Origin of the sequence: Micromonospora sp. NPDC049645, assembly GCF_040675155.1 — a bacterium.
Classification (GTDB): Bacteria; Actinomycetota; Actinomycetes; order Mycobacteriales; family Micromonosporaceae; genus Micromonospora.
The window spans coordinates 228,777-251,001 of sequence record NZ_JBFAOI010000007.1 but is presented as its reverse complement, the minus strand read 5'-3'; the positions used below and the strand labels follow the sequence as shown (position 1 = coordinate 251,001).

General features: G+C 71.7%; 16 protein-coding genes and 2 tRNA genes. 12 read left to right on the top strand and 6 right to left on the bottom strand.

Annotated elements, in window-relative coordinates; genetic code table 11:
• Positions 1-31: 31 nt before the first annotated feature.
• From AB0J33_RS18520 to AB0J33_RS18510, 3 genes are all read left to right on the top strand, one after another.
• Positions 32-2,197 carry an ATP-dependent DNA helicase UvrD2 gene (locus AB0J33_RS18520; protein WP_363615022.1) on the top strand — a complete coding sequence of 722 codons (2,166 nt, stop codon included), beginning with the start codon at positions 32-34 and terminating at the stop codon, positions 2,195-2,197.
• 122 nt (positions 2,198-2,319) lie between these two features.
• Complete coding sequence (locus AB0J33_RS18515) at positions 2,320-2,568, top strand: hypothetical protein (RefSeq protein WP_363615020.1); 249 nt, start codon at positions 2,320-2,322, stop codon at positions 2,566-2,568.
• Between the two features lie 130 nt (positions 2,569-2,698).
• Positions 2,699-3,064: a WhiB family transcriptional regulator gene (locus tag AB0J33_RS18510; protein WP_363615018.1), complete on the top strand. Its 366-nt coding sequence runs from the start codon at positions 2,699-2,701 to the stop codon at positions 3,062-3,064.
• Positions 3,065-3,357: 293 nt separating this feature from the next.
• Here the strand turns inward: AB0J33_RS18510 and AB0J33_RS18505 are convergent, their stop codons facing one another.
• The 3 genes from AB0J33_RS18505 to AB0J33_RS18495 all read right to left on the bottom strand — a co-directional run bounded on the left by AB0J33_RS18505 (position 3,358) and on the right by AB0J33_RS18495 (position 6,205).
• Complete coding sequence (locus AB0J33_RS18505) at positions 3,358-4,704, bottom strand: AarF/ABC1/UbiB kinase family protein (protein ID WP_363615016.1); 1,347 nt, start codon at positions 4,702-4,704, stop codon at positions 3,358-3,360.
• Positions 4,701-5,813 (bottom strand): TOMM precursor leader peptide-binding protein, encoded by a 1,113-nt coding sequence (locus AB0J33_RS18500; protein ID WP_363615014.1) that lies wholly within the window; start codon positions 5,811-5,813, stop codon positions 4,701-4,703. Before AB0J33_RS18500 ends, AB0J33_RS18505 begins: the two co-directional genes overlap by 4 nt.
• 221 nt (positions 5,814-6,034) lie before the next feature.
• Entirely contained in the window at positions 6,035-6,205 is a 171-nt protein-coding gene (locus AB0J33_RS18495; protein WP_167457767.1) for a DUF5679 domain-containing protein, read from the bottom strand.
• Positions 6,206-6,718: 513 nt separating this feature from the next.
• Between AB0J33_RS18495 and AB0J33_RS18490 the strand changes: the two genes are divergently transcribed.
• The gene (locus AB0J33_RS18490; protein WP_363615012.1) at positions 6,719-7,249 is read left to right on the top strand and encodes a M48 family metallopeptidase; all 531 of its coding nucleotides are present in this window, start codon (positions 6,719-6,721) and stop codon (positions 7,247-7,249) included.
• Positions 7,250-8,203: 954 nt separating this feature from the next.
• On the top strand, positions 8,204-8,812 hold the full coding sequence (locus tag AB0J33_RS18485) for a hypothetical protein (RefSeq protein ID WP_363615010.1): 609 nt from the start codon (positions 8,204-8,206) through the stop codon (positions 8,810-8,812).
• A gap of 100 nt (positions 8,813-8,912) precedes the next feature.
• On the opposite strand, the gene AB0J33_RS18480 is transcribed toward AB0J33_RS18485, so the two are convergent.
• On the bottom strand, positions 8,913-10,229 hold the full coding sequence (locus AB0J33_RS18480; protein ID WP_363615008.1) for a zinc-dependent metalloprotease: 1,317 nt from the start codon (positions 10,227-10,229) through the stop codon (positions 8,913-8,915).
• 115 nt (positions 10,230-10,344) lie between these two features.
• Between AB0J33_RS18480 and AB0J33_RS18475 the strand changes: the two genes are divergently transcribed.
• The 6 genes from AB0J33_RS18475 to AB0J33_RS18450 all read left to right on the top strand — a co-directional run bounded on the left by AB0J33_RS18475 (position 10,345) and on the right by AB0J33_RS18450 (position 16,461).
• Positions 10,345-11,358, top strand: a complete 1,014-nt coding sequence (locus AB0J33_RS18475; RefSeq protein ID WP_363615006.1) for a PDZ domain-containing protein — start codon at positions 10,345-10,347, stop codon at positions 11,356-11,358.
• 96 nt (positions 11,359-11,454) lie between these two features.
• A complete protein-coding gene (locus AB0J33_RS18470; RefSeq protein WP_363615004.1) occupies positions 11,455-14,439 on the top strand; it encodes a UPF0182 family protein in 2,985 nt (994 codons plus the stop codon).
• A gap of 187 nt (positions 14,440-14,626) precedes the next feature.
• Positions 14,627-15,136, top strand: a complete 510-nt coding sequence (locus tag AB0J33_RS18465) for a SigE family RNA polymerase sigma factor (RefSeq protein WP_363615002.1) — start codon at positions 14,627-14,629, stop codon at positions 15,134-15,136.
• The gene (locus AB0J33_RS18460) at positions 15,126-16,067 is read left to right on the top strand and encodes a hypothetical protein (protein WP_363615000.1); all 942 of its coding nucleotides are present in this window, start codon (positions 15,126-15,128) and stop codon (positions 16,065-16,067) included. Before AB0J33_RS18465 ends, AB0J33_RS18460 begins: the two co-directional genes overlap by 11 nt.
• A gap of 88 nt (positions 16,068-16,155) precedes the next feature.
• Positions 16,156-16,229, top strand: a tRNA-Met gene (locus tag AB0J33_RS18455).
• A gap of 155 nt (positions 16,230-16,384) precedes the next feature.
• A tRNA-Met gene (locus tag AB0J33_RS18450) sits at positions 16,385-16,461 on the top strand.
• 109 nt (positions 16,462-16,570) lie between these two features.
• Here AB0J33_RS18450 and AB0J33_RS18445 read toward each other — a convergent pair.
• Complete coding sequence (locus tag AB0J33_RS18445; RefSeq protein WP_363614998.1) at positions 16,571-20,353, bottom strand: S8 family serine peptidase; 3,783 nt, start codon at positions 20,351-20,353, stop codon at positions 16,571-16,573.
• A gap of 164 nt (positions 20,354-20,517) precedes the next feature.
• On the opposite strand from AB0J33_RS18445, the gene AB0J33_RS18440 reads away from it, so the two are divergent.
• Positions 20,518-20,766 (top strand): hypothetical protein, encoded by a 249-nt coding sequence (locus AB0J33_RS18440; protein ID WP_355424411.1) that lies wholly within the window; start codon positions 20,518-20,520, stop codon positions 20,764-20,766.
• 56 nt (positions 20,767-20,822) lie between these two features.
• Here AB0J33_RS18440 and AB0J33_RS18435 read toward each other — a convergent pair whose 3' ends face one another.
• On the bottom strand, positions 20,823-22,154 hold the full coding sequence (locus AB0J33_RS18435) for an extracellular solute-binding protein (RefSeq protein ID WP_363614996.1): 1,332 nt from the start codon (positions 22,152-22,154) through the stop codon (positions 20,823-20,825).
• Positions 22,155-22,225: the final 71 nt, after the last annotated feature.

Sequence of the window (22,225 nt, the reverse complement as noted above, 5' to 3'; positions counted from 1 at the left end):
ACGCTCGGGGTAGCTGAGATGATTCCTGGTTGTGGTGGTTCACTCAGCGTCGGAACAGGTGCTCGCCGGGCTGGACCCGGAGCAACGCTCCGCCGTGACCGCACCCGCCGGGCCGGTCTGCATCCTGGCCGGCGCCGGCACCGGCAAGACCCGCGCGATCACCTCCCGGATCGCCCACCGGGCGCTCTCCGGAGAGATCTCCCCCCGGCATGTGCTGGCGGTCACCTTCACCGCCCGCGCCGCCGCCGAGATGCGGAGTCGGCTCACCGTCCTCGGGGTGGGCGGCGTGCAGGCGCGAACGTTCCACGCCGCCGCGCTGCGACAGGTGCGGTACTTCGCGCCCCGGCTGCTGGCCGGCCGGGCCATGCCCGAGCTGCTGGACAGCAAGGTACGACTGGTCACCCTCGCCGCCGCCCGGGTCGGCCTGCGTACCGACCGGGCCGCCGCCCGCGACCTGGCCGGCGAGATCGAGTGGGCGAAGTCGTCGCTGGTCGAGCCGACGGAGTACGTGGTGGCCGCCGCCCGGGCGCTGCGCGACACACCGCACGAGCCGGCGAAGGTGGCCGACGTGTTCACCGCGTACGAGCAGCTCAAACGCTCGAACGGGGTGATCGACTTCGAGGACATGCTGCGGGCCGCGGTGTGGGGCATCGAGGAGCACCCGGACGTCGGCGAGCAGGTCCGTGGCCAGTACCGGCACTTCGTGGTCGACGAGTACCAGGACGTCAACCCGCTCCAGCAGCGGTTGCTGGACGCCTGGCTGGGCGGCCGGGACGACCTGACCGTGGTCGGTGACGCCAGCCAGACCATCTACTCGTTCACCGGGGCCACCTCGGCGTACCTGGTCGACTTCCCGCGCCGGCACCGCCGCGCCACCGTGGTCCGGCTGGTCCGCGACTACCGTTCCACTCCGCAGGTGGTCGGGCTGGCCAACGCGGTGATCTCCCAGGCCCGGGGCGTCGAGGCGCGCCTGCGGCTGGAGCTGAGCGGGCAGCGCCCACCCGGCCCCGAGCCGGACCTGCGGATCTTCACCGACGAGCCGTCCGAGGCGAACGCGGTGGCCGCGCGCTGCCGGTCACTGATCGACGCGGGCACTCCGGCGAGGGAGATCGCCGTGCTGTTCCGCGTCAACGCGCAGTCCGAGGCGTACGAGAAGGCGCTCACCGAGGCCGCGGTGCCATACGTCGTGCAGGGCGCGGAGCGGTTCTTCGAACGGGCCGAGGTGCGGCAGGCGATGGTGGCGCTGCGTGCCGCCACCCGCTCGATCCCCGGGGAGACACCGCTGCCGTCCGCCGTCGTCGAGGCGCTCACCGCCGTCGGCTGGGCACCGGACGCGCCCCCGGCCGGTGGCGCCGCCCGCGAGCGGTGGGAGGCGCTGTCCGCGCTGGTCCAGCTCTCCGAGGAGTACGCGGCGACCCCCGAGGTCGTACCGATCGGCGAGGCCGCCGCGGTGGAGCGCCCGGTCACCCTCTCCGACTTCACCGAGGAGTTGGCCCGCCGGGCCGCCCAGCAGCACGTACCGACGGTGGACGGGGTGACGTTGGCGTCCCTGCACTCGGCCAAGGGGCTGGAGTGGGACGCGGTCTTCCTGGTCGGCCTCGCCGAGGGCACCCTGCCCACCACGTACGCCAAGACCGTCGAACAGGTCGAGGAGGAGCGCCGGCTGCTCTACGTCGGGATCACCCGCGCACGCGAGTGGCTCTGGCTGTCGTACGCGGCCGCGCGTTCGCCGGGCGGACGGGCCCGGCGGCCGTCGCGGTTCCTGCCCCAGCTGGACCGCTCCGGCGGCACCGAACGGGCGAGCGGCGGCACCGGTCCGGCCCGCCGTCCCGAGCGGCGACGCACCCAGATCGTCTCCTGCCGGATCTGCGGCGCCACCCTGCTCGCCGGCCCGGACCGCAAGCTCGGCCGCTGCCCCACCTGCCCGTCCGACATCGACGACGAGCTGCACGAACGGCTGCGCGAGTGGCGGCAGCGGGTGGCCGCTGCCCAGAAGGTCCCGGCGTACGTGGTCTTCACCGACGCGACGCTGATCGCGCTGGCCGAGCGCCGACCGGGCCGGTCCGAGGAGTTGATCGCCATCGCCGGGATCGGCCCCCGCAAGTTGGGCCTCTACGGGGAGTCGGTGCTGGCCCTCGTGGCTGGTGCCGGGGTGGACGATGTCTGCCCGGAGAAAACTTTCGAAATCTCGTCGTAAATTCGTTTGCCCTCGCCCCGGCGCGAGGAATAGCCTCAGGACACACCACGCGAGCGGCGCCATTCCGGCTGCTCACGGGGGTTGGTCCAGTCGATCCGAGGAACGTGAGGGAGGTGGCACCCGTGAAGATCTTCACCTATGAGCGTCTGACGGCGATGCCGTCTGTCCACGCTCCGCTGTCGGCTTGCCGGGTGGCCCTCACGGCCGCACGACCGTCGGTTCCGCAGGTGCACCAGGTTCAGGCCGAGCTGATCCTGGCCGTCGCGCCAACCGGAGTCGAGGGGACCAGTGGCTCCACGGGCAATGGCATCCAGGTCGCCAAGAAGCGCATGGATGTCCGCGGCGTTCCACCTCGAGGTAAACCGGTCTGACCATCAGACTCCGGCTCACCTCGAGGCCGCGGAACCCGCTTACCGGGATCCGCGGCCTCAGTTTTTTGCCCGCCGTAAGTACGTCGGAATGCGATCCACGAGATCGAAGTGAGAGAGAGGTGACCGGGAGATGAGTCTGGCGTTGGCCCCCCTCGACGTGAGCGTCGAGCTGGAGGCGAACCTGCCCTGCCGGAAGTTCGACCCCGACCTGTGGTTCTCCGACTCGCCCACCGAGCTCGAGCTGGCCAAGTCGCTCTGCGGGGACTGCCCGCTGCGCGTCGAGTGCCTGGCCGGAGCCGTTGAGCGAGCGGAGCCCTGGGGCGTCTGGGGCGGCGAGATCTTCGAGCGTGGCGCGGTCGTCCCGCGTAAGCGGCCCCGTGGCCGTCCGCGTAAGGAGGACGTCGCCCGTGACGCCGCGCTTCGGGTCGAGGCCGAGGCGCGCCTGGCAGCCAGTGGGCTGTCCGAGGTGCGCGGCGCGGTCCGGCTGGCAGCCTGACATGTTCCCGACCCGTACCAACTACGCCGGTGCCACACCGGCAGTGAGTGAGAAGACGATGTTGAACATTCCGAGTGGAGCCTTCGAGATGCAACTACTCCACGAAGCGTTGACCCGGGCTCGAATGCGCCGGCCTCAGGCCGGTCGTACCACCACGAGCACTGAGGCAACCCGATCCGCCCGTACCGTCGCACTGACCAGCCGCAACCAGGCGGCTCGCGACCTGGGCGTTCTGTAGTACCACCCCACGCAGAAGGGCGGGTGCCGACCGGCACCCGCCCTTCCCCCTGTCGTCAGGCGACCGGCGCGAAGCCGGGCAGCCAGCGCTCCAGGATGCTCCGGTAGGGGGCCTTCGCCTCCAACTGGCAGAGCACCCCGATCGACCCGAGCGTCACCCGGTGGATCAGCAGGTACGACGGAGGCAGGTTGAGCTGCCGGCTCAGCTGGTACGTGGGGGAGCGCGGGCTGGCCAGTCGGCCTGCCTCGCCCCGCAGCCAGGCCCGGGTGAACCGGAAGCCGTCCGCCGCGATGGGCTCCAGCATAGGACGGATGAAGTCGAGCACCCCCTCGGCGTCGATCTCGTCGGTAGCCCCGATGAAGCCCTCCGACCGCAGCCCCGCCACCACCTCGTCGGCGTCGCCGCGCAGGGCCATCGCGGCTATGCGGCCGATCGGCTCGGGCGTGCCCTCCGGCATCCGGGCCACCGCACCGAAGTCGATCACCCCGAGCCGACCGTCGGGCAGCAGCCGGAAATTCCCCGGATGCGGGTCGGCGTGCAGCAGCCCGGCCCGCTGCGGCGCGGAGAGGTGCAGGGTGGCCATCAACCTGCCCGCCTCGTCCCGGTCCTCCTCGGTGCCCTCGCGGATGATGTCGGCCAGCGGGGTGCCCGTCACCCACTCGGTGACCAGCACCCGGGGCGAGGCGTTGACCACCGCCGGAATGTAGATCTCCGGGTCGTCGGCGTACGCGGCGGCGAAGGCGCGCTGCGACTCGGCCTCCAGCTCGTAGTCCAACTCCTCGGTGATCCGTTCGCGCAGCTCGACCAGGAGCGGCTTGACGTCGAGGCCGGGCTGGATGGCGCGGAACATCCCACCCAGTCGGGAGAGCTGCTTGAGGTCGGCGAGCAGGGCGTCGCCGGCCCCCGGATATTGGATCTTGACCGCCACGTCGCGGCTGTTCGGCGCGCCCGACTCGTCGAACCCCGGCTCGCGCCACCGCGCCCGGTGCACCTGACCGATGCTGGCGGCGGCGGCCGGGGTGTCGTTGAACTCGACGAACAGGTCCCGCCAGTCGGGGCCGAGCTGCTCGGCCAGCACCTTGTGCACACTGGCGGCCGGCAGCGGCGGCGCCGCCTCCTGAAGCTTCGTGAGCGCCTGCCGGTAGGGCGCCGCGATCTCCTCCGGCAACGCCGCCTCGAAGACCGACAGCGCCTGGCCGAACTTCATCGCCCCGCCCTTGAGCTGCCCCAGCACGCTGAACAGTTGCTCGGCGGTGCGCTGCTGGATCTCCGCGGAGATCACGTCGGAGGCGAGCCCGGTGACGCGCTTTCCCATCCCGAGAACGGTCCGGCCGGCGAAGCCGAGTGGCAGGGCGGCGAGCTTGGCGGTGCGGGACACGGCGCGGCGCGGGATGTCGGTCACCCGGTCATTGTTACCGACCGGAGGGCCCCGCTGCTGCTCTGCGGCTGGGCTGGTGCGGACACTCGCCCCTGCGAGCACTCGCAGGCCGGGTGCGGCGGCCAACCTCGACGACGGAAACGGCCGGCGTTGGTGATCTCCATGGCCCCACCCAGCGTTTCCGGCTGACCTCCGTCGAGCTGGGTCAGCGCCTCGGCCAGCGCGTACCCGCAGGCGGCGAGCAGCGTGCCGGTCGCACCGGCGGCCTCCGGGTCGGCCGCGGCGAGTTGGGCGGCGAGCCGCGGCCAGTCCGGGTCGCGATCGGCCCGGTGCAACTCGACGCAGTGCAGGCAGGGCCCGGCGGGTGGGCGGACCAGCGGCCCGATGACCGGTACGCCCTCGCGCAGCGTGACCAGCAGGTGCGGCTGCCTGCGCTGGGCGAGACCGGCGGCGAGCAGCGCGGGTGGCCGGTCCGTGCCGAGCTGGATCACCAGGTCCGTCCGTCCGGAATTGCTCGGGTGGGTGCCGGTGCCCGGTGCGACCCGGTTGACCGCGGCCCGCACCGCCGGTGCCAGCGGACGCCCCAGTTCGCTCGCGGGAATGCCCGTGCCCACCAGGTCGACGGCGCGTACCGAGCCGGTGAGCTGGGGAATCACCTGCCCGACGCCGGATTGGGCCAGCGCCACCGCCAGCGGCCCGCCGAGCGCTCCTGCGCCGGTGAGCAGGACCCGGGCTGCCCGCCGCCGACGCAGGACCTGCGCGGGGGTGCCGGGCAGTCGCGCGGCCGTCAGGGCCAGCGCGCCGGCCTCCGCCGTGAGCCGGGCCCGGACCGGACCGGCCAGTTCGCGGGGGAGCAGGCTGTGCGCGGGCACCAACAGGCCGGCCGCCCGCAGGCTGTCGAGCAGGGTACGCGCGTCGTCGGCGCTGACCCGTGCGGTCACCGCCTGGGCCAGCACGACGCGCTCGCTGCGGGTGCCGTCGAGCAGGTCGAGCAGGCGGGCGGCCCGGGGGTTGGCCAACTCCAGCAGGACGGCCGGGCCGGGCCCGACGCCGAGCTGCAGGGTGTGCCGGTCCCGCCAGAGCCGGTGCAGGCCGGGCAGCAGTGTGGGGCGAGGCAGTGCGGTACGACTCATGGTCACCAATCGTGACCGCACCTTCGCGCTCGGTCGATCGTTGTCCACAGGCGGCCAGGCCGCTGTCCAGCGCTATCCACAGGATTCGCCGGGTTTTCCACAGCCTGTTCGTCCCGTTGTCGGTCACCCGACAGGCCACCGAGCCCGACGAAACCGGTACCCCGAACGGCGACGGGGGCGGGGTGACCGCCGGCCACCCCGCCCCCGTCCACCCGTATCGGTCAGACCTTGGCCTTACCCAGGATGCGGTTCACTGTTGTGCCGCATACCGGACACTTGCCCTTGGCCATGTTCATCCCGGTCTTCGAGACCTCGACGTGCCCCTCGAAGTCCCGCTTCTCCTTGCACTTCACGCAGTAACCGTTGTAGGTCGTCTGGGCCTGGTCGGCCACGGTGCCCTCCTCGTCTCGTCCGCCGGTCAATGCCGTCCCGGCGGGGTGCCCGGCGGCGGGCCACATGGGGCGCCGACGCTGGGTCTCACTCCATGGCCACCTTCGTGACCGCTGGTCCGCGGACCCTACCCAGGTCTGGGCAGTTCCATGTCAGCTGTGCATCGACACTGTGAGCAAGTCGACGTCGAGAGTGTGCATGGCGAAATAGGTCGGATAAGTCAGTTTGGCGGGGACACGCCGACCAAACCCTGACAGCCACCCGTGCGAGTGCCCCCGCGACGGCATCCGGGGCGGTGATCACCTACGGTGGGGAGGTGCCGCGTACCGGCGCCGTCGGCGTTCACGAAGGGTGACGAGATCGCGCGGTGGTGTCGCCGTCAAGAAATTTTCGGGACGCCTGGCGACCAATCACCATTTTCTGGGCGCGTGTCGTGCGGTTGACTCTTGCGGACCCCTGGTCAGTACGCATTAGCTTTCCTTCGTGACACGTAGTCGAGGCTGCGCGGGCTCGTGATGGCGGGGACGCGCAAGCCGGTCGTCGAGGTGCGGCGCAGCCAGCGCCGACGACGCACGGTGTCCGCGTACCGTGACGGTGAGCGAGTGGTCGTCCTCATCCCCGACCAGTTCTCCCGAGCCGAGGAGAGCGAGTGGGTCGACCGGATGCTCGCCCGGCTCGCCGCCCGGGAGGGGCGACTCGCCCGCTCCGACGACGAACTGCTGGCCCGCGCCAACCGGCTCATCGACCTCTACCTCGCCGGGTACGCCACGAAGGCGGTGCCGGCCAGTGTGCGCTGGGTCACCAACCAGAACGGCCGGTGGGGCTCCTGCACGCCGGCCGACCGCAGCATCCGGATCTCGCACCGCGTCCAGGAGATGCCCGAATGGGTGATCGACTACGTGTTGCTGCACGAGCTGGCGCACCTCATCGTGCCCAGCCACAACGCCCGGTTCTGGGCGTTGGTCGGTCGCTACCCCAAGGCGGAACGCGCCCGCGGCTACCTCGAAGGGGTCGCCGCCGCCTCCTGCGCACCAGTTCCCACCTGATCCACACCCGGCCGGGCCGGGGCTCCTGGGTGCCGGCGCGTCAGGCCCCGTCGGGTGTCGCCCCGGACGCCGTCTGAGGCGTGATCAGCCTAGATCCACTCGCTTTCCTGAAAACCGTGCCATCGACGGCCCCAGGACACCGCGACTTCAAGGAAGCCGAGTCGATCATGCCGCCGAACCTGCCAGGGTGGGCCGGTGGGCCGGTGGGCTGGGCGGCCGGGCCGGGTCAGGTCGGGCGGGGCGGCCGGGCCGGGTCAGGTCGGGCGGGGCGGTCGGGCCAGGGCAGGTCGGGCCGGGCCGGGCCGGGCCGGGCCGGGTCAGGGCAGGTCGGGTCGGGTTGAGCCAGGGTCGGGTCGGGTCAGGCCGGGCTGGGTCGGGCCAGGCCGGGTCGGGCCAGGGCCGAATTTGGCTAGGGCAGGTCGGGCCGCGTCGGGTCGGGTTGAGTCAGGGTCGGGTCGGGTTCAGCCAGGGCAGGTCGGGTTGGGTTGGATCAGGGCAGGTCGGGCCGCGTCGGTGCAGGGACCGGGCCGGGCCGGGCCGGGCGGGGCCGGGTCAGGGCAGGTCGGGCGGGTCGGCCCAGGACCGGGTCGGGCCAGGGCCGGTTGGGTCAGGTCGGGTCGGGTCGGGCTGGGTCGGGTCGGGTTGGGTCAGGGCAGGTCGGGCTCGGTTTGGTTGGGTCAGGGGCCGGGCCGGGCCAGGGCGGGCCGGGCCGGGTCGGGTCAGCGTCGAGCCGGGGCTGGGTGATGGGCGGGGCCCTGATGGGGTGGGTGGGTCTTCGGGGGCATGCCTCGCCGCCGCATCCCGAGATCCACTCGGTTTCTTGAATATCGCGCTATCGATGGCCTCGGGACACCGCGACTTCAAGGATGTCGAGTCGATCATGGCGTTGAGCCTCGCCGGGATGGGGCGGGCCGGGCGGGGTGGCCGTTCGGGCTGGGGCGCTAGGGTCGGGGGATGGCACGACGGGTGGTGGTGGCGTTGCTCGGGCCGGTGCACTGGTCGCCGCCCGGCGTCGACCTGGCGGAGTGGCGGTCGGCGCTCGCGGAAGACGTCATCGACCTGCTCGCCACGCTCAACGAGGTGGAGGTCGCGGTCGCGGTGACCCCGGCCGACCGGGCGCTGGCCGATGCGCTGGTGTGGCCCGGCACGGCCGTGTACGAGGTGGCCGAGCCGACGCCGAACGCCGTGTTCGCCGCGCTGGAGGGGTACGACCAGGCGGCCGTGCTGGTCAGTGACGTTCCGGACCTGCCCGCACTGACGGTCGGCAAGCTGCTCCGCCCACTCACCACCCGGCCGGTCGCGGTGGCGCCGGTCGAGGGCGGTGGCCCAGGTCTGCTCGGGGTCGCGGTACGACTGCCCGCGCCGGACTGGTTACCGACGCTGGAACTGGACTCGGCCACGGCGGCTGAGGCGCGGGCCAATGCCCCACGCCCGGGTGACGTGGCGGTCACCACGGGCTGGCGACGGCTGCGCGGCCCGGCTGACCTGGCCACGCTCGACCCGGCCTTCGAAGGTTGGGAAGCGACCCGCGCCCTTCTCTCCGGGTCGGGCCGCCCCGCCTGAACCCGTCAGCCTGCCTGCCTGTCGGCTTTGCCGACCGCCGCGCCCGGTTGCCCGCTTCGATCGTGCGGGCAACCGGGCGTAGGCAGTCGTTGCGCGGACGTCAGGACTTGGCGTCGCCGTCGCCGTCGGTCTCGTCCGACTGACCGGACTGACCGGACTGACCGGACTGGCCGGGGGCTTTTTCCTCCACCCCGCCGGGGGCGGTGAAGTCGAAGCTGTCCAGCTCGCTGAGGTCCATGTCGTTCATGGCGAAGGCGACCGGGTCGGCGAAGTCGTCGTCCGACGGGAGCAGGTCCGGGTGGCCCCAGACGGCGTCGCGGCCCTCGATGCCGCGGTGCTGGGTGAGCGCGGCCCAGAGCGCCGCGGCCTCGCGCAGCCGGCGCGGGCGCAGCTCCAGGCCGACGAGCGCCGCGAAGGTCTGCTCGGCGGGGCCGCCGGCGGCCCGGCGACGGCGGAACGCCTCACCCAACCGGACGACGTTGGGCAGCCGCTCGCTGGCGGCGCTGTCCACGACGTGGCACACCCAACCCTCGACGAGGGCCAGCGCGGTCTCCAGTCGGGCCAGTGACGCCTTCTGCGCCGGCGTGTCCTCCGGGGTGAAGATGCCCTCCAGTGCGATCGCCTGCATGGACTCCGGGTCGGTCGGGTCGACCCGGCCCATCGCCTCCTCGATCGCCTCCCGGTTGACCCGGATGCCCGAGGCGTACATCTCGACAGCGCTGAGCACGTGCCCACGCAACCACGGAACGTGCTGGAACAGCCGCTGGTGGGCGGCCTCGCGCAGCGCCACGTAGAGGCGGACCTCGTCCTCGGGAAGCTCCAGGCCCTCGCCGTACGCCCGGATGTTGGCCGGGATCAGCGCGGCCGTGCCGGCGGGGCCGAGCGGCAGCCCGATGTCGCCGGCGGAGAGCACCTCCGCGGCGAGCGAACCGAGGGCCTGGCCCAACTGACCGCCGAAGAGCGCGCCACCGAGGGTGGCCACCATCGACTGCATCGGGCCGAGCTGGGCGCGCGCCTCCGGTGGCACCAGGTCGCCCATCGCGCCGACCATCCGGCTGGCGACCGGGTCGCACAGCTTGCGCCACACGTCCAGCGTCTTGAAGATCCACTCGTTGCGGTTCCAGGCAATCGGGTTCTGGATGCCGGTGGGCCACGCCGAGGCGGGCTCCAGCCACAGGTCGGCCAGGCGCAGGGCCTCCTCGACCGCGTGGCGCTCGTACATCGACACCGCCGGGTCACCGGCGGCCGCGAGCTGGCTGGCCGCTACCTGCCGGGCCAGGTCCCAGTTGACCGGCCCGCTGCCCGGCGCGGAGAGCAGGTGCTGCAACTGCGACATGAACTGCTGCATCTGCGCGGGATCGTTGGGGTCTGGTGGCTGCCCACCCGGGAGCGCGAAACCGAACGGAATATCAGGCACGACACCTACGGTACGCGGACCGCGCCCCAGGTCGCCGCCGCTGGCGTTGCGCTGAGGGCGAAGTCGCGCGGCGCATCCGCCGGGTGGCCCGGACCCGGTCGGTACGCTCTGCGGCATGAGACGTCGTGGCCTGACGGTCCTGCTCGGTGCCCTGTTCACCGCCCTGCTGAGCATCGGGGTGCTCCGGGTGCCGATCCCGTACGTGGTGCTGGGCCCGGGCCCGACGGTCAACACCCTCGGTACGTCCGACGGCAAGGAGGTCATCCAGGTCTCCGGGCGGGAGACCTCGACCTCGGCCGGCCAGCTGCGGCTGACCACGGTGGGGGTGCAGCCCACGGTGCGGTTGCGGGGCGCGATCGCCGGCTGGTTCTCCGACGACGAGGCGGTGGTGCCGCGCGAGTTGGTCTACCCGCCGGGGGAGTCGACGGAGCAGGTCGAGCAGCGCAACGCCGAGGACTTCAAGGCGTCGCAGACCAGCGCGGAGACCGCCGCGCTGCGGGAGCTGGGCTTTCCGGTGCAGGTGGTGATCAAGACGGTGGCCGGGGACGGTCCGGCCGCCGGGGCACTGAAGGCCGGCGACGTGATCACCTCGGTCGACGGCCAGCCGGTGCCGGTGGCCTCGAAGGTCACCGACCTGGTTCGGGCCAAGCCGGCGGGCACCGCGTTGACGATCGGCTACACCCGGGACGGCGTGCCGGCCACCGCCACGGTGACCAGCCGGGAGCAGGACGGCCGGCCGCGGATCGGTGTCGAGATCGACCAGCAGCAGCCGCACCCGTTCACGCTCGGCATCGACCTGGGGGACATCGGCGGCCCGAGCGCCGGTCTGATGTTCGCCCTGGGGATCGTGGACAAGCTGACCCCGGCCGACCTCACCGGCGGCAAGATCATCGCTGGCACCGGCACCATCGACGACGAGGGCGCCGTCGGCCCGATCGGCGGGATCGCCCAGAAGTTGGTCGGCGCGAAGCGCGCCGGGGCCAAGGTCTTCCTGGTGCCGGCGGACAACTGTGCTGAGGCGGTCCGCAATCCGCAGCCCGATCTGCCGCTGTTGCGGGTGGGCTCGTTGGACGAGGCGATGACCGCTCTGGAGACGTTGCGCGCGGGAGGTCAGCCGACGCGTTGCTGACCGGTGTGACCGTGCCCCGACACGCTCAGGAACACCCCGTACTCTGGGTGCCTGGTCGGAGCCGATCATATCGAGCGTGCGGAGCCAACAGTGGTCATGCGTAGCAGCAGCCCCCTTCCGAGGATGAGCCGGCGCGGGCGCGTCACCATCGCGGTCCTGGTCGGGGTGTTCGTGCTCTTCACCCTGCTCGGCTGGGGTGTGCAGGCGTGGACCGACTGGCTCTGGTTCGACGAGGTCCGCTACACCGAGGTGTTCACCGGTGTCCTGCTCACCCGGCTGGTGCTCTTCCTCGCCATTGGTCTCGGCATGGCGGTGGTCGTCGGCGGCAACCTGTGGTTGGCCTACCGGCTGCGCCCACGGCTGCGTCCGCACTCGGTGGAGCAGGCGACGCTGGAGCGCTACCGGATGGCGCTCAGTCCACGTCTGGGCACCTGGATCTCGCTGACCGCAGGGGTGGTCGGGCTCTTCGCCGGCCTCTCCGCCCAGAACCGGTGGAACCAGTGGCTGCTCTTCCGCAACGGCGGTGACTTCGGGATCAAGGACCCGGAGTTCGGCGTCGACATCGGCTTCTACGTCTTCCAGTTGCCGTTCTGGCGTTACCTGCTCGGAGTCGCCTTCACCGCGGTGGTGCTGGCCGTGATCGGCGCGTTGGCGGTGCATTACCTCTTCGGTGGGGTCCGCCTCCAGGGTGTCGGGGACCGGATGAGCAACGCCGCGCGTGCGCACCTGAGCACCCTGGTCGCGGTCTTCGTGCTGTTGAAGGCACTCGCGTACGTGTTGGACCGGCGGGCGATGCTGCTGGAGTACAACGAGGGCGCCAAGTTGTACGGCGCCGGCTACGCCGACGTCAACGCGTTGCTGCCGGCGAAGGAGATCCTGGCCTACATCTCGATCGTGGTCGCGATCGCGATCATCGTGTTCTCCAACGCCTGGATGCGCAACCTAGTCTGGCCGGGGATCTCGCTGGCGCTGCTCGGCGTGTCCGCGGTGGCCATCGGCGGCATCTACCCGTGGGCGGTGCAGACCTTCGAGGTCAAGCCGAGCGCCAAGGACAAGGAAGCGCCGTACATCCAGCGCAGCATCGACGCGACGCGGGCGGCGTTCGGGTTGGGGGCCACCGAGACCACCCCGTACGCGGCGAGCAACCTCACCCCACCGGGGAACCTGGCCACCGACACGTCGGTGGTGTCGAACGTGCGGCTGCTCGACCCGCAACTGGTCAGCGAGACGTACACCCAGCTTCAGCAGGTGCGGGGCTTCTACGACTTCGGCCCGAAGCTGGACATCGACCGGTACGGGGTGAACGGGAAGGTCTCCGACTACGTGGTCGGCGTCCGGGAGATCAACTACGGCGAGCTGACCGATCAGCAGAACACCTGGATCAACCGGCACACCGTCTACACCCACGGGTACGGGTTGGTGGCCGCCCCGGCCAACCAGGTGGTCTGCGGCGGTCAGCCGTTCTTCGTCTCCGGTTTCCTCGGCGAGAAGACCCAGGAGGCGTGCTCCTCGCAGACCGAGCAGATCCCGGCCAAGCAGCCGCGCATCTACTACGGCGAGCGGATGGCGGCCGACGACTACGCCATCGTCGGGCAGTCCGACCCGAACAAGAAGGCCGAGTTCGACCGGCCGGTCGGCGAGGGCGGCGGCGAGTCCTACACCTACACCGGTGAGGGCGGCGTGGAGATCGGTTCCTTCACCCGGCGGCTGCTGTACGCCATCAAGGAGCAGGAGTCGAACTTCCTGCTCTCCGAGGCGGTCAACAAGGACTCCAAGCTGCTCTACGTGCGTAACCCGCGGGACCGGGTGGAGAAGGTCGCGCCGTTCCTCACGCTCGACGGCGACCCGTACCCGGCGGTGGTCGACGGTCGGGTGCAGTGGATCGTCGACGGCTACACCACGGCGGCCACCTACCCGTACGCCGAGAAGGTCAACCTCCAGACCGAGACCACCGACGAGTTGACCAACCGGGGCACCTTCCAGCTGGCCCGGGAAGACGTCAACTACATGCGCAACTCGGTGAAGGCCACCGTCGACGCGTACGACGGCACGGTGAAGCTCTACGAGTACGACGACACCGACCCGGTGCTCAAGGCGTGGAACAAGGCGTTCGGCGGTGACCTGATCCTGCCGAAGGCGGAGATCCCGGTCGAGCTGAACGAGCACCTGCGCTACCCGGCGGACATGTTCAAGGTGCAGCGCAACCTGCTCACCAAGTTCCACGTGACCAACCCGGGCGACTTCTACTCCGCGCAGGACTTCTGGCAGGTGCCCAACGTCCCGGACGCTCCGGACAGCGGCCAGAAGCAGCCCCCGTACTACCTGTTCACCCAGTTCCCGGGGCAGGAGACCCCCCGGTTCCAGCTCACCTCGGCGGTCACCCCGAACGGCCGGCAGAACCTCGCCGCGCTGATCTCCGGGTCGTACGTCGACGGAAAGCCCCGGCTGGAGGTGCTGGAGTTGCCGGACCAGACCCGGATCTCCGGCCCGGTGCAGGTGCACCAGCAGATGACCAACAACGCGAACATCCGTCAGCAGCTCAACCTGCTCTCCAGCAACCAGGCGCAGGTGCAGTACGGCAACCTGCTCTCGTTGCCCTTCGCCGACGGGATGCTCTACGTCGAGCCGGTCTACGTGAAGAGCAACCAGCAGGACGCCTACCCGCTGTTGCAGAAGGTGCTGCTCTCGTACGGTGACGGTGGCTCCTTCGTGGCGCTCGCCGACAACATCAACGACGGCATCAAGCAGTTGGTCGAGCAGGGTAAGAAGGCCGGGCAGGGCACGTCGCCGCCGCCGACGACCGGGGGCAACCCGACGACCCCGACGCCGACGCCTTCGGGCACGGCGGCGCCGACGCCGACGCCGACCCCGAGCGCCGGCACCCCACCGCCGGCCGGTGACCTGGCCGCCGCCGCGGACCGGGTGCAGACCGCGATCACCGAGGTCCGGGCCGCGCAGACGTCCGGCGACTTCGAGCGGTACGGGCGTGCGCTGAAGGCCCTCGACGAGGCGCTGACCGCGTTCCAGCAGGCGCAGCAGGCCGCCGGTGGGCCGGGTGCCAGCCCGAGTGCGGGAGGCTGACCGCCACCGCACGTAGTTCCTCCCCGAGCCCCCGTCGCGCGGACCGCATCAGGTCCGAACGGCGGGGGCTCGGCGTTGTCCTGATCTGTGCGTGTCTGTCACGTCACCGACAGCACCGTCCAGCCCGCAACCTGCGACGCCGGTCCGCCGTCCTCAATGCAACGGGGTGGGAACGAGGGGGTCAGTCGTGCGGGACGCGCAAAGCTTCGATGACTTCTACCGCAGCACCGCAAGGCGGATGGTGCGGTACGGCTATGCGGTCGCTGGCGACCACAGCGAGGCGCAGGACCTGGTGCAGGAGGCGTACACCCGGGCCTGGCGGCAGTGGGGGCGACTGTCGTCGCACCCCGCGCCCGAGGCGTGGCTGCGGCTCGTGGTGGCCCGGCTGGCGACCGACCGCTGGCGGCGTCTGCACCGCTGGCGGGCGGTGCTGAGTCAGACCGGGCCACCGGCGGTCGCGCCCCCGCCGAGTGAGGACGGGGTGCTGCTGGTCGGCGCGCTCCGGCAGTTGCCTGCCGTGCACCGGCAGGCGCTCGCGCTGCACTACCTCTTCGACATGTCGGTCGACGAGATCGCCCGGGAGACCGACGTCCCGGTCGGCACCGTGAAGTCCTGGCTGTCCCGAGGCCGGTCCCGGCTGGCCGCCCTGCTGCCCGACCTCTGCACCGTGGAGTTGGAGGCGAACGATGTCAGTTGAACTCTCCGACCTGTACCGGTCGCTCAGCACCGTCGCGGACGGCCACGAGCTGACGCGGCCCGAGTCGCTCCGGCGGTTCGCCGACCGGCGGGCACGAGCCCGGATCGCCGGCTCGACGCTCGCGGTGGCGCTGCTCGTGGGCGGGGTGGCCGTCGGTGCTCGGCTGGCGTACCCGGCGGACGGCGCCGCGCCGCTGCCGCCACCCGCCGACACGGCCGGCCCGGTGCCGACCGCGGCGACCCCCCGGCCGTCGACGCCGCCGGCCCCGTCGACACCGCCGGCGTCCACACCACCGTCCCCGCCGCCGTCGCGGACCACTCCCGGTACGTCGTCGCAGCCGGCCACCGGCACGGCGGCGCCCCGGTCGCCGACGGCCATTCCGGATCGCGCCTTCTTCGTGCTGGCGGCGGCGAACCGGACCGGCATGGAGTCCCGGGGGGACGGCCCGGCGCTGCCGGTGCTCTGCGGGACGCGGCTCGCCAGCGACTCGGCGATGGTGCAGCGTCGGGGCCGGTATCTGGCCTACAAGTTGGCGCAGACGCCGACGGGGAACGTGCCGGACGGCAGCTACCGGCACACCATCACCATCTACCGGGCCGGCCGCGCCAACGACGCGGTGCGGGAGTTGCGGCGGGCCGTGCGCGACTGCCCCGACCAGAGGCTCCCGGACGACGGCAGGACGTGGCGGCAGCGGCTGCTGACCTCGGGCACGTACGGGGACGAGTCGGTGCTGTTCGAGATGCGGGCACCGATGCCGGACGGGATGGGCGAACCGGGTACCGAGGAGGTGCGGCTGGTCCGGGCGATCCGCCTCGGCGACGTGGTGACGGTGCTCTGGGAGCAGGGTTGGGAGCACACGGCGGCCGAACGGTCCCAGGTCGATGCCGACAGTCGACGGGCGGTGGCGGCGATCGAAGACTGGCTGAACTGAGCGCGTGCCAGGTCAGAGGTGTCGGCGGGGGCGGTATCGGAGTCACTTTGCGGTGCCCCGGGTCGGTGCGCTACGGTTAGCGAACCGACGCGGGGTGGAGCAGCTCGGTAGCTCGCTGGGCTCATAACCCAGAGGTCGCAGGTTCAAATCCTGTCCCCGCTACGAGAGAGACACCAGCTCGAAGCCCGTCCCGGGAGCACCGGGGCGGGCTTTCGACTTTTTTGGCCTGCTCCGCGTTGCCGGGTCCGGGCGTCCGCGTCGGTGAGGTGACCCCGCTGATCATCGTCCGATCGGGTGGGTTAGTCTTAACCAGTCGACGCGGGGTGGAGCAGCTCGGTAGCTCGCTGGGCTCATAACCCAGAGGTCGCAGGTTCAAATCCTGTCCCCGCTACCACGGAAAGTGATATGAGTCCGGCCCCCACAGTGTGGGGGCCGGACTTGTTTTGGTCCGCCTGCTTGCAGCGAGGGGCCGACGCCGACGAGGCGCCGGCCCCTGGTGGGTCCTACCGGAAGCCGAAGGCCCGGGTGACGGTCTGCGTGACGGCGGCACCGTTGCGCTGCGTGGCGGTGACCCGGATCGACACGAAGTCGGCCCGGTGCGGCGCGTTCAGCGACGCCTGCCAGGTGCCCTGCTTCTCCTTCAGGTCCTGCCGTTGCCAGGTCGCCCCGTCGTCGTAGGAGACCTCCAGGCCGAGCGCGGAGACGGCGTCCCGAGCCGCGGTGCTGCCCACCACCACGGGCGTGATCGAGAAGTCGGTCCGGCGCTTCGCCCGACCCGCGAGGTCCACGTCGGTGCCGTAGTCCAGCTGGACCAGCGGGATGGCCTGCACCTCCGGGCCGCCACCGGAGACGAAGCTCCACTCGGTGTGCGTGGCGGTCGAGTACGGGCTGAACTCGGGCTTGCCCGTGGTCTCGACCACCAGCCGGTACGGCAGTTTCTCCGGCGACAGGTCACCGGCGCCGACCTCCGGCCAACCGTCGAACTGGGTCAGCTGCTTGTCGCCCTGGTAGAACGTGACGACCTGCGGCATGCTCGCGCCACCGCTGTGTGCGGCTCCCGCGTCACCGAACCCCTGGATGTAGGCGCTCATGCCGAACTCGCCGCGGAACGGGATCTCGGTGCTGAGCAGGCGGGGCCGGGTGATCGGCCCGAACCAGCGGTCCTTCTGGACACTGCCCGGCCGGTAGGCGATGGCCTCGGTGTTGGACCGCGCCCAGTCGACGACGTCGGCGTACTGCATCCACTCGACGCCACCGCCTGCGGAGACCCAGTCGGTACGCGGCCCCGGCGCGACCGGCTCGAACGGGAACGGGCGGGCCGCCGCGTACTCGTACGGCGGGAAGTCCATCCGGGTCTCGCTCGACTGCTTCCCCGGGGGCGGGGAGAAGGTGAGATCGATCCGGGCGAGGTGGCGCGGGTCGGTCTTGGCGGACGGGTCGTCGGGCACCCCGCCACGGTGGTAGTCCACCAGGTCGTACAGGTACTTCGCCCGGGGGTGGGCCACGACGAGCAGCCGTACCCCGTTGCGTCCCGCAGCGGCGATCTTCTGGATCAACGCTTCGCCCTCGTCAATGCTCACCGAGGCGACCGGAATCGGCCCGGTCGTCACCGCGTCGGGGTTGCCGTACCAGTCGCTCTTGCGACCCGCCCGGTCGTTGACCACGACGAGCATCGCCGCACCGGCGGTGTGTGCCGCCGCTGCCTGGTCGGTGGGGGGCACCGAGTCGTCGGCGCGTACGACCACGGCCTTGCCGCGGGCGGACAGGCCGCTGTAGTCACCTGTCGTGCCAGCGCCCGCGAACACGGCGTCCAGGCGGGAGGCGCCGTCGGGCAGCGGCGGGGAACCGGGTTGCGCGAGGGGTTCGCTGAGGTGCCGTCCGCCGTAGCTGATCGCCAGTGGGGTCTGCTCGGCCCGGATCCGGGTGGTGAAGACGAAGCTGCCCTTCCGCACCTTGTCCCTGGTCGGGAGGGCCCACAGGCTGTCGTAGGCGGCGCCGGGCCAGAAGGTCTCGCGTAGGGCGCTCCAGTCGGTGGGTGTCGGCTCGGGCGAGGTGAAGGAGCGGTAGACGTCGATTCTGCTGTTGACGACGGCGGTCGGTTGGGGCGTCGCCACCTTCACCTGGCGGGCCCGCGCGGCGTCGAGTTCCACGACCCGGTCGGTCGTCAGGTCGACCTCAGGAGCGGTCAGCATCGCGAGCCCGAGGGAGCGGGGCCCGTGCAGACCCTCGACGTCCGCCGCGGTGACGACCGTGTAGGAGCCGGGGGCCAGGCGGCTGGTGAGCTTTCCGTCCGGGACCCACATGAAGGCGGAACCCGTCTCGGCGCTGACGACCTCGACCTCGCCGCTCATCGGCCGGCCGGCGCGGTCCTTCAGGTGGACGGTGAGTTCGTACTTCTTGGACTCGACGGCGACTCCGACGGCCGTGTGCACCTCGCCGGTCGGGAAACGGGCCGTGATCTGGGCGGAGTACCGGCCGGGGGCGAGGCCCGCCGGGGCCACCACGACGTCGGCCGTCGCGGTCCCCCGAGCGGGCACGGTGACGCGGTCGGTGGTTGCCGTGAACGTCTGTGCGGGGGAGGTGCCACGGTCGACGGACAACTCCACGGTGATCGGGTCGGCCGTGGTGTTGGTGTAGGTGATGGTCCGCCTGGTCGGCTGCGGTGTGCTGCCCGGTGACCACTTGACGAGTCCGGCGTCCACCGACCCGGTGGCGACGACCTGGTCCTGGTGGTAGGCGGCGGCGACGTTCAGCCGACCGCTGCCGGCCTGGTAGGCGTTGTAGCCGGGGGTGCGGACGCTGGTGCTCATCAGCGCGTCCTTGATCTGCCGCGCGCTCCAGGTCGGGTGCTTCTGCACCAGCAGGGCGGCGGCCCCGGCGACGTGCGGCGCCGCCATCGAGGTGCCGCTGTCGACGTAGTAGAAGCCCTCGCCCCAGGGGATGTGCTGCGAGCGTGCCGCCAGCACGTCGACGCCGGGGGCGGTCATGTCGGGCTTGAGCGCCTCGTCGTTCATCCGAGGGCCGACGCTGGAGAAGTCCGCCAGGTGGTCGGAGGTGTCCACCGCGCCGATGGTCAGCGCGGCGTCCGCGGTGCCCGGCGCACCAAGGGTGTACGGATCGGGTCCGCTGTTGCCGGCGGCCACGACGAAGAGCGCACCGGTCTCGGCGGTCAGCTGGTTGACGGCCTGGCTCAGCGGGTCGTCCTGGGTGTGCCACGCGCTCACGCCAAGGCTCATGTTGATCACCTTGGCGTGCTCGGCCCGCGCCGCCCACTCCATGCCGGCGATGATCCCCGAGATCGACCCACTGCCGTTCTCGTCGAGGACCTTGCCCACCACCAGGTCGGCGTCGGGGGCGACGCCCCGTTCCCTGCCGCCGGAGGCGGCGCCGGTCCCGGCGACGGTGGAGGCGGTGTGGGTGCCGTGCCCGTTCCGGTCGATCACGTCCTGGCCGGGGATGAAACTCCGGGACGCCACCACCCGGTCCGCGAGGTCCGGGTGGGTGGTGTCCACCCCGCTGTCCAGGACGGCGACCCGGACGCCGCTGCCGGTGCCGCCCGCCGCCCAGGCGGCGGGCGCGCCGATCTGGGCGGTGGTGTCGGCGAGGGCGGCCCTGGCCTTGCCGTCGAGCCACACCTTGTCGACGCCGGCCGCGAAGGAGGGCGCCGACGTGACGCCGGTGCGGGCCTTCGCGGACCGGCCGCCGCCGGTGAGCGCCGACCAGAAGTCGGCGGACTGCGACCGGCGGGTGCGGACCGCCTCACCCCGGACGGAGGGAAGCTCCAGCGTGGTCCGCGCGCCCGGCAGCGTGGTACCGGTCCGGAGCTTCGCCGAACCCGTCGTGCGGGTGACGATCAGGGGGAGTTCGCTGGTCTGCGCGTCGCCGTAGCCCTCGGCGACCAGTCGGGTGACGTCGAACAGTTGCTTGTCGAGGCGGCCGGTCGCGAGGTAGGGCACCGCCTCGGCGGGATACACGTAGGTATCCCCGCCCTCGGTGGAGATGCGTACCGAGCCGGTCGCGCCGGGTGCGCGCTTGACGTCCACGGTGGGGGTCGCGCCGTGGACGCCCGGGGTCACCGTCACCCGGTCTCCGGTGATCAGCGTGACCGTGACGGGCGTGCGGTCCGCGGTGCCGGTCGGGACGGGTGTCGTCGGCGGTGGTGTCGGTGGTGGTGCGCCGTGCGCCGCCGTGGGGGTGAGGAGAGCGGCGACGAGGGTGATGCCGACCGCTGCCGCCGCAGATCTTCGGATGCGAGAGATCCGCCCACTGTCTACAGAGTTGCCCATGAGGCGAATCCGATCACCTCCGCAGATTCATGTAAAGATCATCATCTTTGCGGGGACGTTGCGAGGTCGTTGCGTGGCGGCCGGAGTGCTCCGCAACGATCTCGGTTCCGTGATTCGGCGTGGACCGAGGTGCCGAGGTTGCGCCCTTCGGCGAGGATGGACGCATGTCTTCATTCGGTAAGTGGTGGGGCCGCCTGAGCGCGGTCTTCGGTGCGGTCGTACTGGCGGTCTTCGTGCCCGTCGCGGCCTGGGCGTCCACGGGTACCGGCGAACTCGTGGTGGAGGCTGCCCGGCGGCGGAGCCGGGGTGGCTTCGGGGTGCTGCCGCTGCTCTGCTGCCTGGTGGTGGTCGCGATCGTGGTGTTCCTGGTGCTGCGTCTGATGCGCAACCGTCGGGGTGGCCCGCCGCGCTGACGGCCGAGGCCGATCGCGGGGTCACCAGCGGCCGGCCCCGGGCCGGCCGCCGGTGCTCACACCGCCAGCGCCGCGATGGCCTGGGACAGGAAGCGCGCGGTGGCCTCTCGGGTGCCGTCCCGCTTGACGCGGATGCGTTCGGCGGCGGTGACCAGCAGGGTACGCACCTTGGCGTGCCCCCTGGGTGGCGGCGCCGGCGCCGGCCCCAGCAGGTCGGCGATGCTGGCGCCGAACGCGGCGGCACGCTTCTGGGCCGGGTCGGTGATGCTGCCCTCCGCGTAGCGGCGGACCGCGGAGCTGGCGTTCAGCCCACGCTCGTGGCCCAGGACCGTGCCGGCCTCACCGTTTGTGGTCAAGAAGTTGATCACGTCGGCGACGGCGTCCGGGTGACGGGTGCCCCGGAACGCCGCCCAGTACATCGACGCCCGCGCCCACTGGGCGCCGGGCGGGCCGGGAAGGCCGACGATGCCCAACTCGGACCCGGTGAGTCGTTGCAGCTCCGGTAGTTGGTGCGACCAGGCGAAGGACGCGGCGGCCAGCCCGGTCACCACAAGTTGCCGGGCCGGCTCGCCGCTGTCGGCCTGCTCGACCAGCGCCGCGCCCGGGGTGGCCCGCCCCCGGCGGGCCCGCTGCCACAGCTCGAACCACGCGATCAGTTCGTCCGCGCCGAAACCGAGCTGGTTGCCCCGGTAGAACTCACCGCCCTGCGACCGCAGCCAGAGCCAGAGCGCCCGGTAGTCGCCGGACCCGTCCATCGTGCCGGCCACCCTGCCATCGCTGGCCTCGGTGACCTGCTCGGCCCAGGAGAGGTAATCGGCCCAGCTCATCCCGGCGCGCGGCTCGGGCATCTTCAGCTCCCGCAGCAGGTCCCGGTTGAAGACCACGCCGGCGTGGGTCTGCCCGGCGGCCACCGCCATCGTCCGCCCCTCCACCGTGCCGTAGCGGATCAGACCCTCCGACAGGCCCCGCAGATCCACCTGGTGGTCGGCGACCCGGTCGGTGAGGTCGAGGATGACCTGGCGCTGGGTGTACTCGGTCAGCATGGCGTCGTCGATCTGGATCAGGTCCGGTACGTTTCCACCGGCCGCCTGGGTGGCCAGCCGGTCGTAGTAGCCGTCGGCGCCCTGCCAGGTGACCCGGAAGGTGACCCGGGGGTTGCGATCCGAGTAGAGCCGCAGCACCTTCTCGGTCAGCTCGGCCCGCCTGGTGCCGCCCCACCAGAAGACCGACAGCTCGACCGGCCCGTCCTCGGGCGAGCTGGCGGCGCCGTCGCTGCACCCCGCCAGCCCGCTGGACGCGAGCAGAGGCGCGCCGAGCAGCGCGGTGAGCAGTCGGCGCCGGCCCGGGTCGGCGCCGAGGCGGTCGATCGGGGGTGGAACAACGGGCACGGGGGTCTCCTGGACCTGCGGGAGTGGCGGTCGGACCATTCACGCAGGCAGCGCACGAAGGTGTCAACGTC

What these genes read in the sequence shown, in the direction of transcription:
- AB0J33_RS18510 (WP_363615018.1), top strand. Translation starts at nt 2,699, where the DNA reads ATGAGTCTGGCGTTGGCCCCCCTCGACGTGAGCGTCGAGCTGGAGGCG.
- AB0J33_RS18500 (WP_363615014.1), bottom strand. Translation starts at nt 5,813, where the DNA reads ATGAGTCGTACCGCACTGCCTCGCCCCACACTGCTGCCCGGCCTGCAC.
- AB0J33_RS18490 (WP_363615012.1), top strand. Translation starts at nt 6,719, where the DNA reads ATGGCGGGGACGCGCAAGCCGGTCGTCGAGGTGCGGCGCAGCCAGCGC.
- AB0J33_RS18485 (WP_363615010.1), top strand. Translation starts at nt 8,204, where the DNA reads ATGGCACGACGGGTGGTGGTGGCGTTGCTCGGGCCGGTGCACTGGTCG.
- AB0J33_RS18475 (WP_363615006.1), top strand. Translation starts at nt 10,345, where the DNA reads ATGAGACGTCGTGGCCTGACGGTCCTGCTCGGTGCCCTGTTCACCGCC.
- AB0J33_RS18470 (WP_363615004.1), top strand. Translation starts at nt 11,455, where the DNA reads ATGCGTAGCAGCAGCCCCCTTCCGAGGATGAGCCGGCGCGGGCGCGTC.
- AB0J33_RS18460 (WP_363615000.1), top strand. Translation starts at nt 15,126, where the DNA reads ATGTCAGTTGAACTCTCCGACCTGTACCGGTCGCTCAGCACCGTCGCG.
- AB0J33_RS18445 (WP_363614998.1), bottom strand. Translation starts at nt 20,353, where the DNA reads ATGGGCAACTCTGTAGACAGTGGGCGGATCTCTCGCATCCGAAGATCT.
- AB0J33_RS18440 (WP_355424411.1), top strand. Translation starts at nt 20,518, where the DNA reads ATGTCTTCATTCGGTAAGTGGTGGGGCCGCCTGAGCGCGGTCTTCGGT.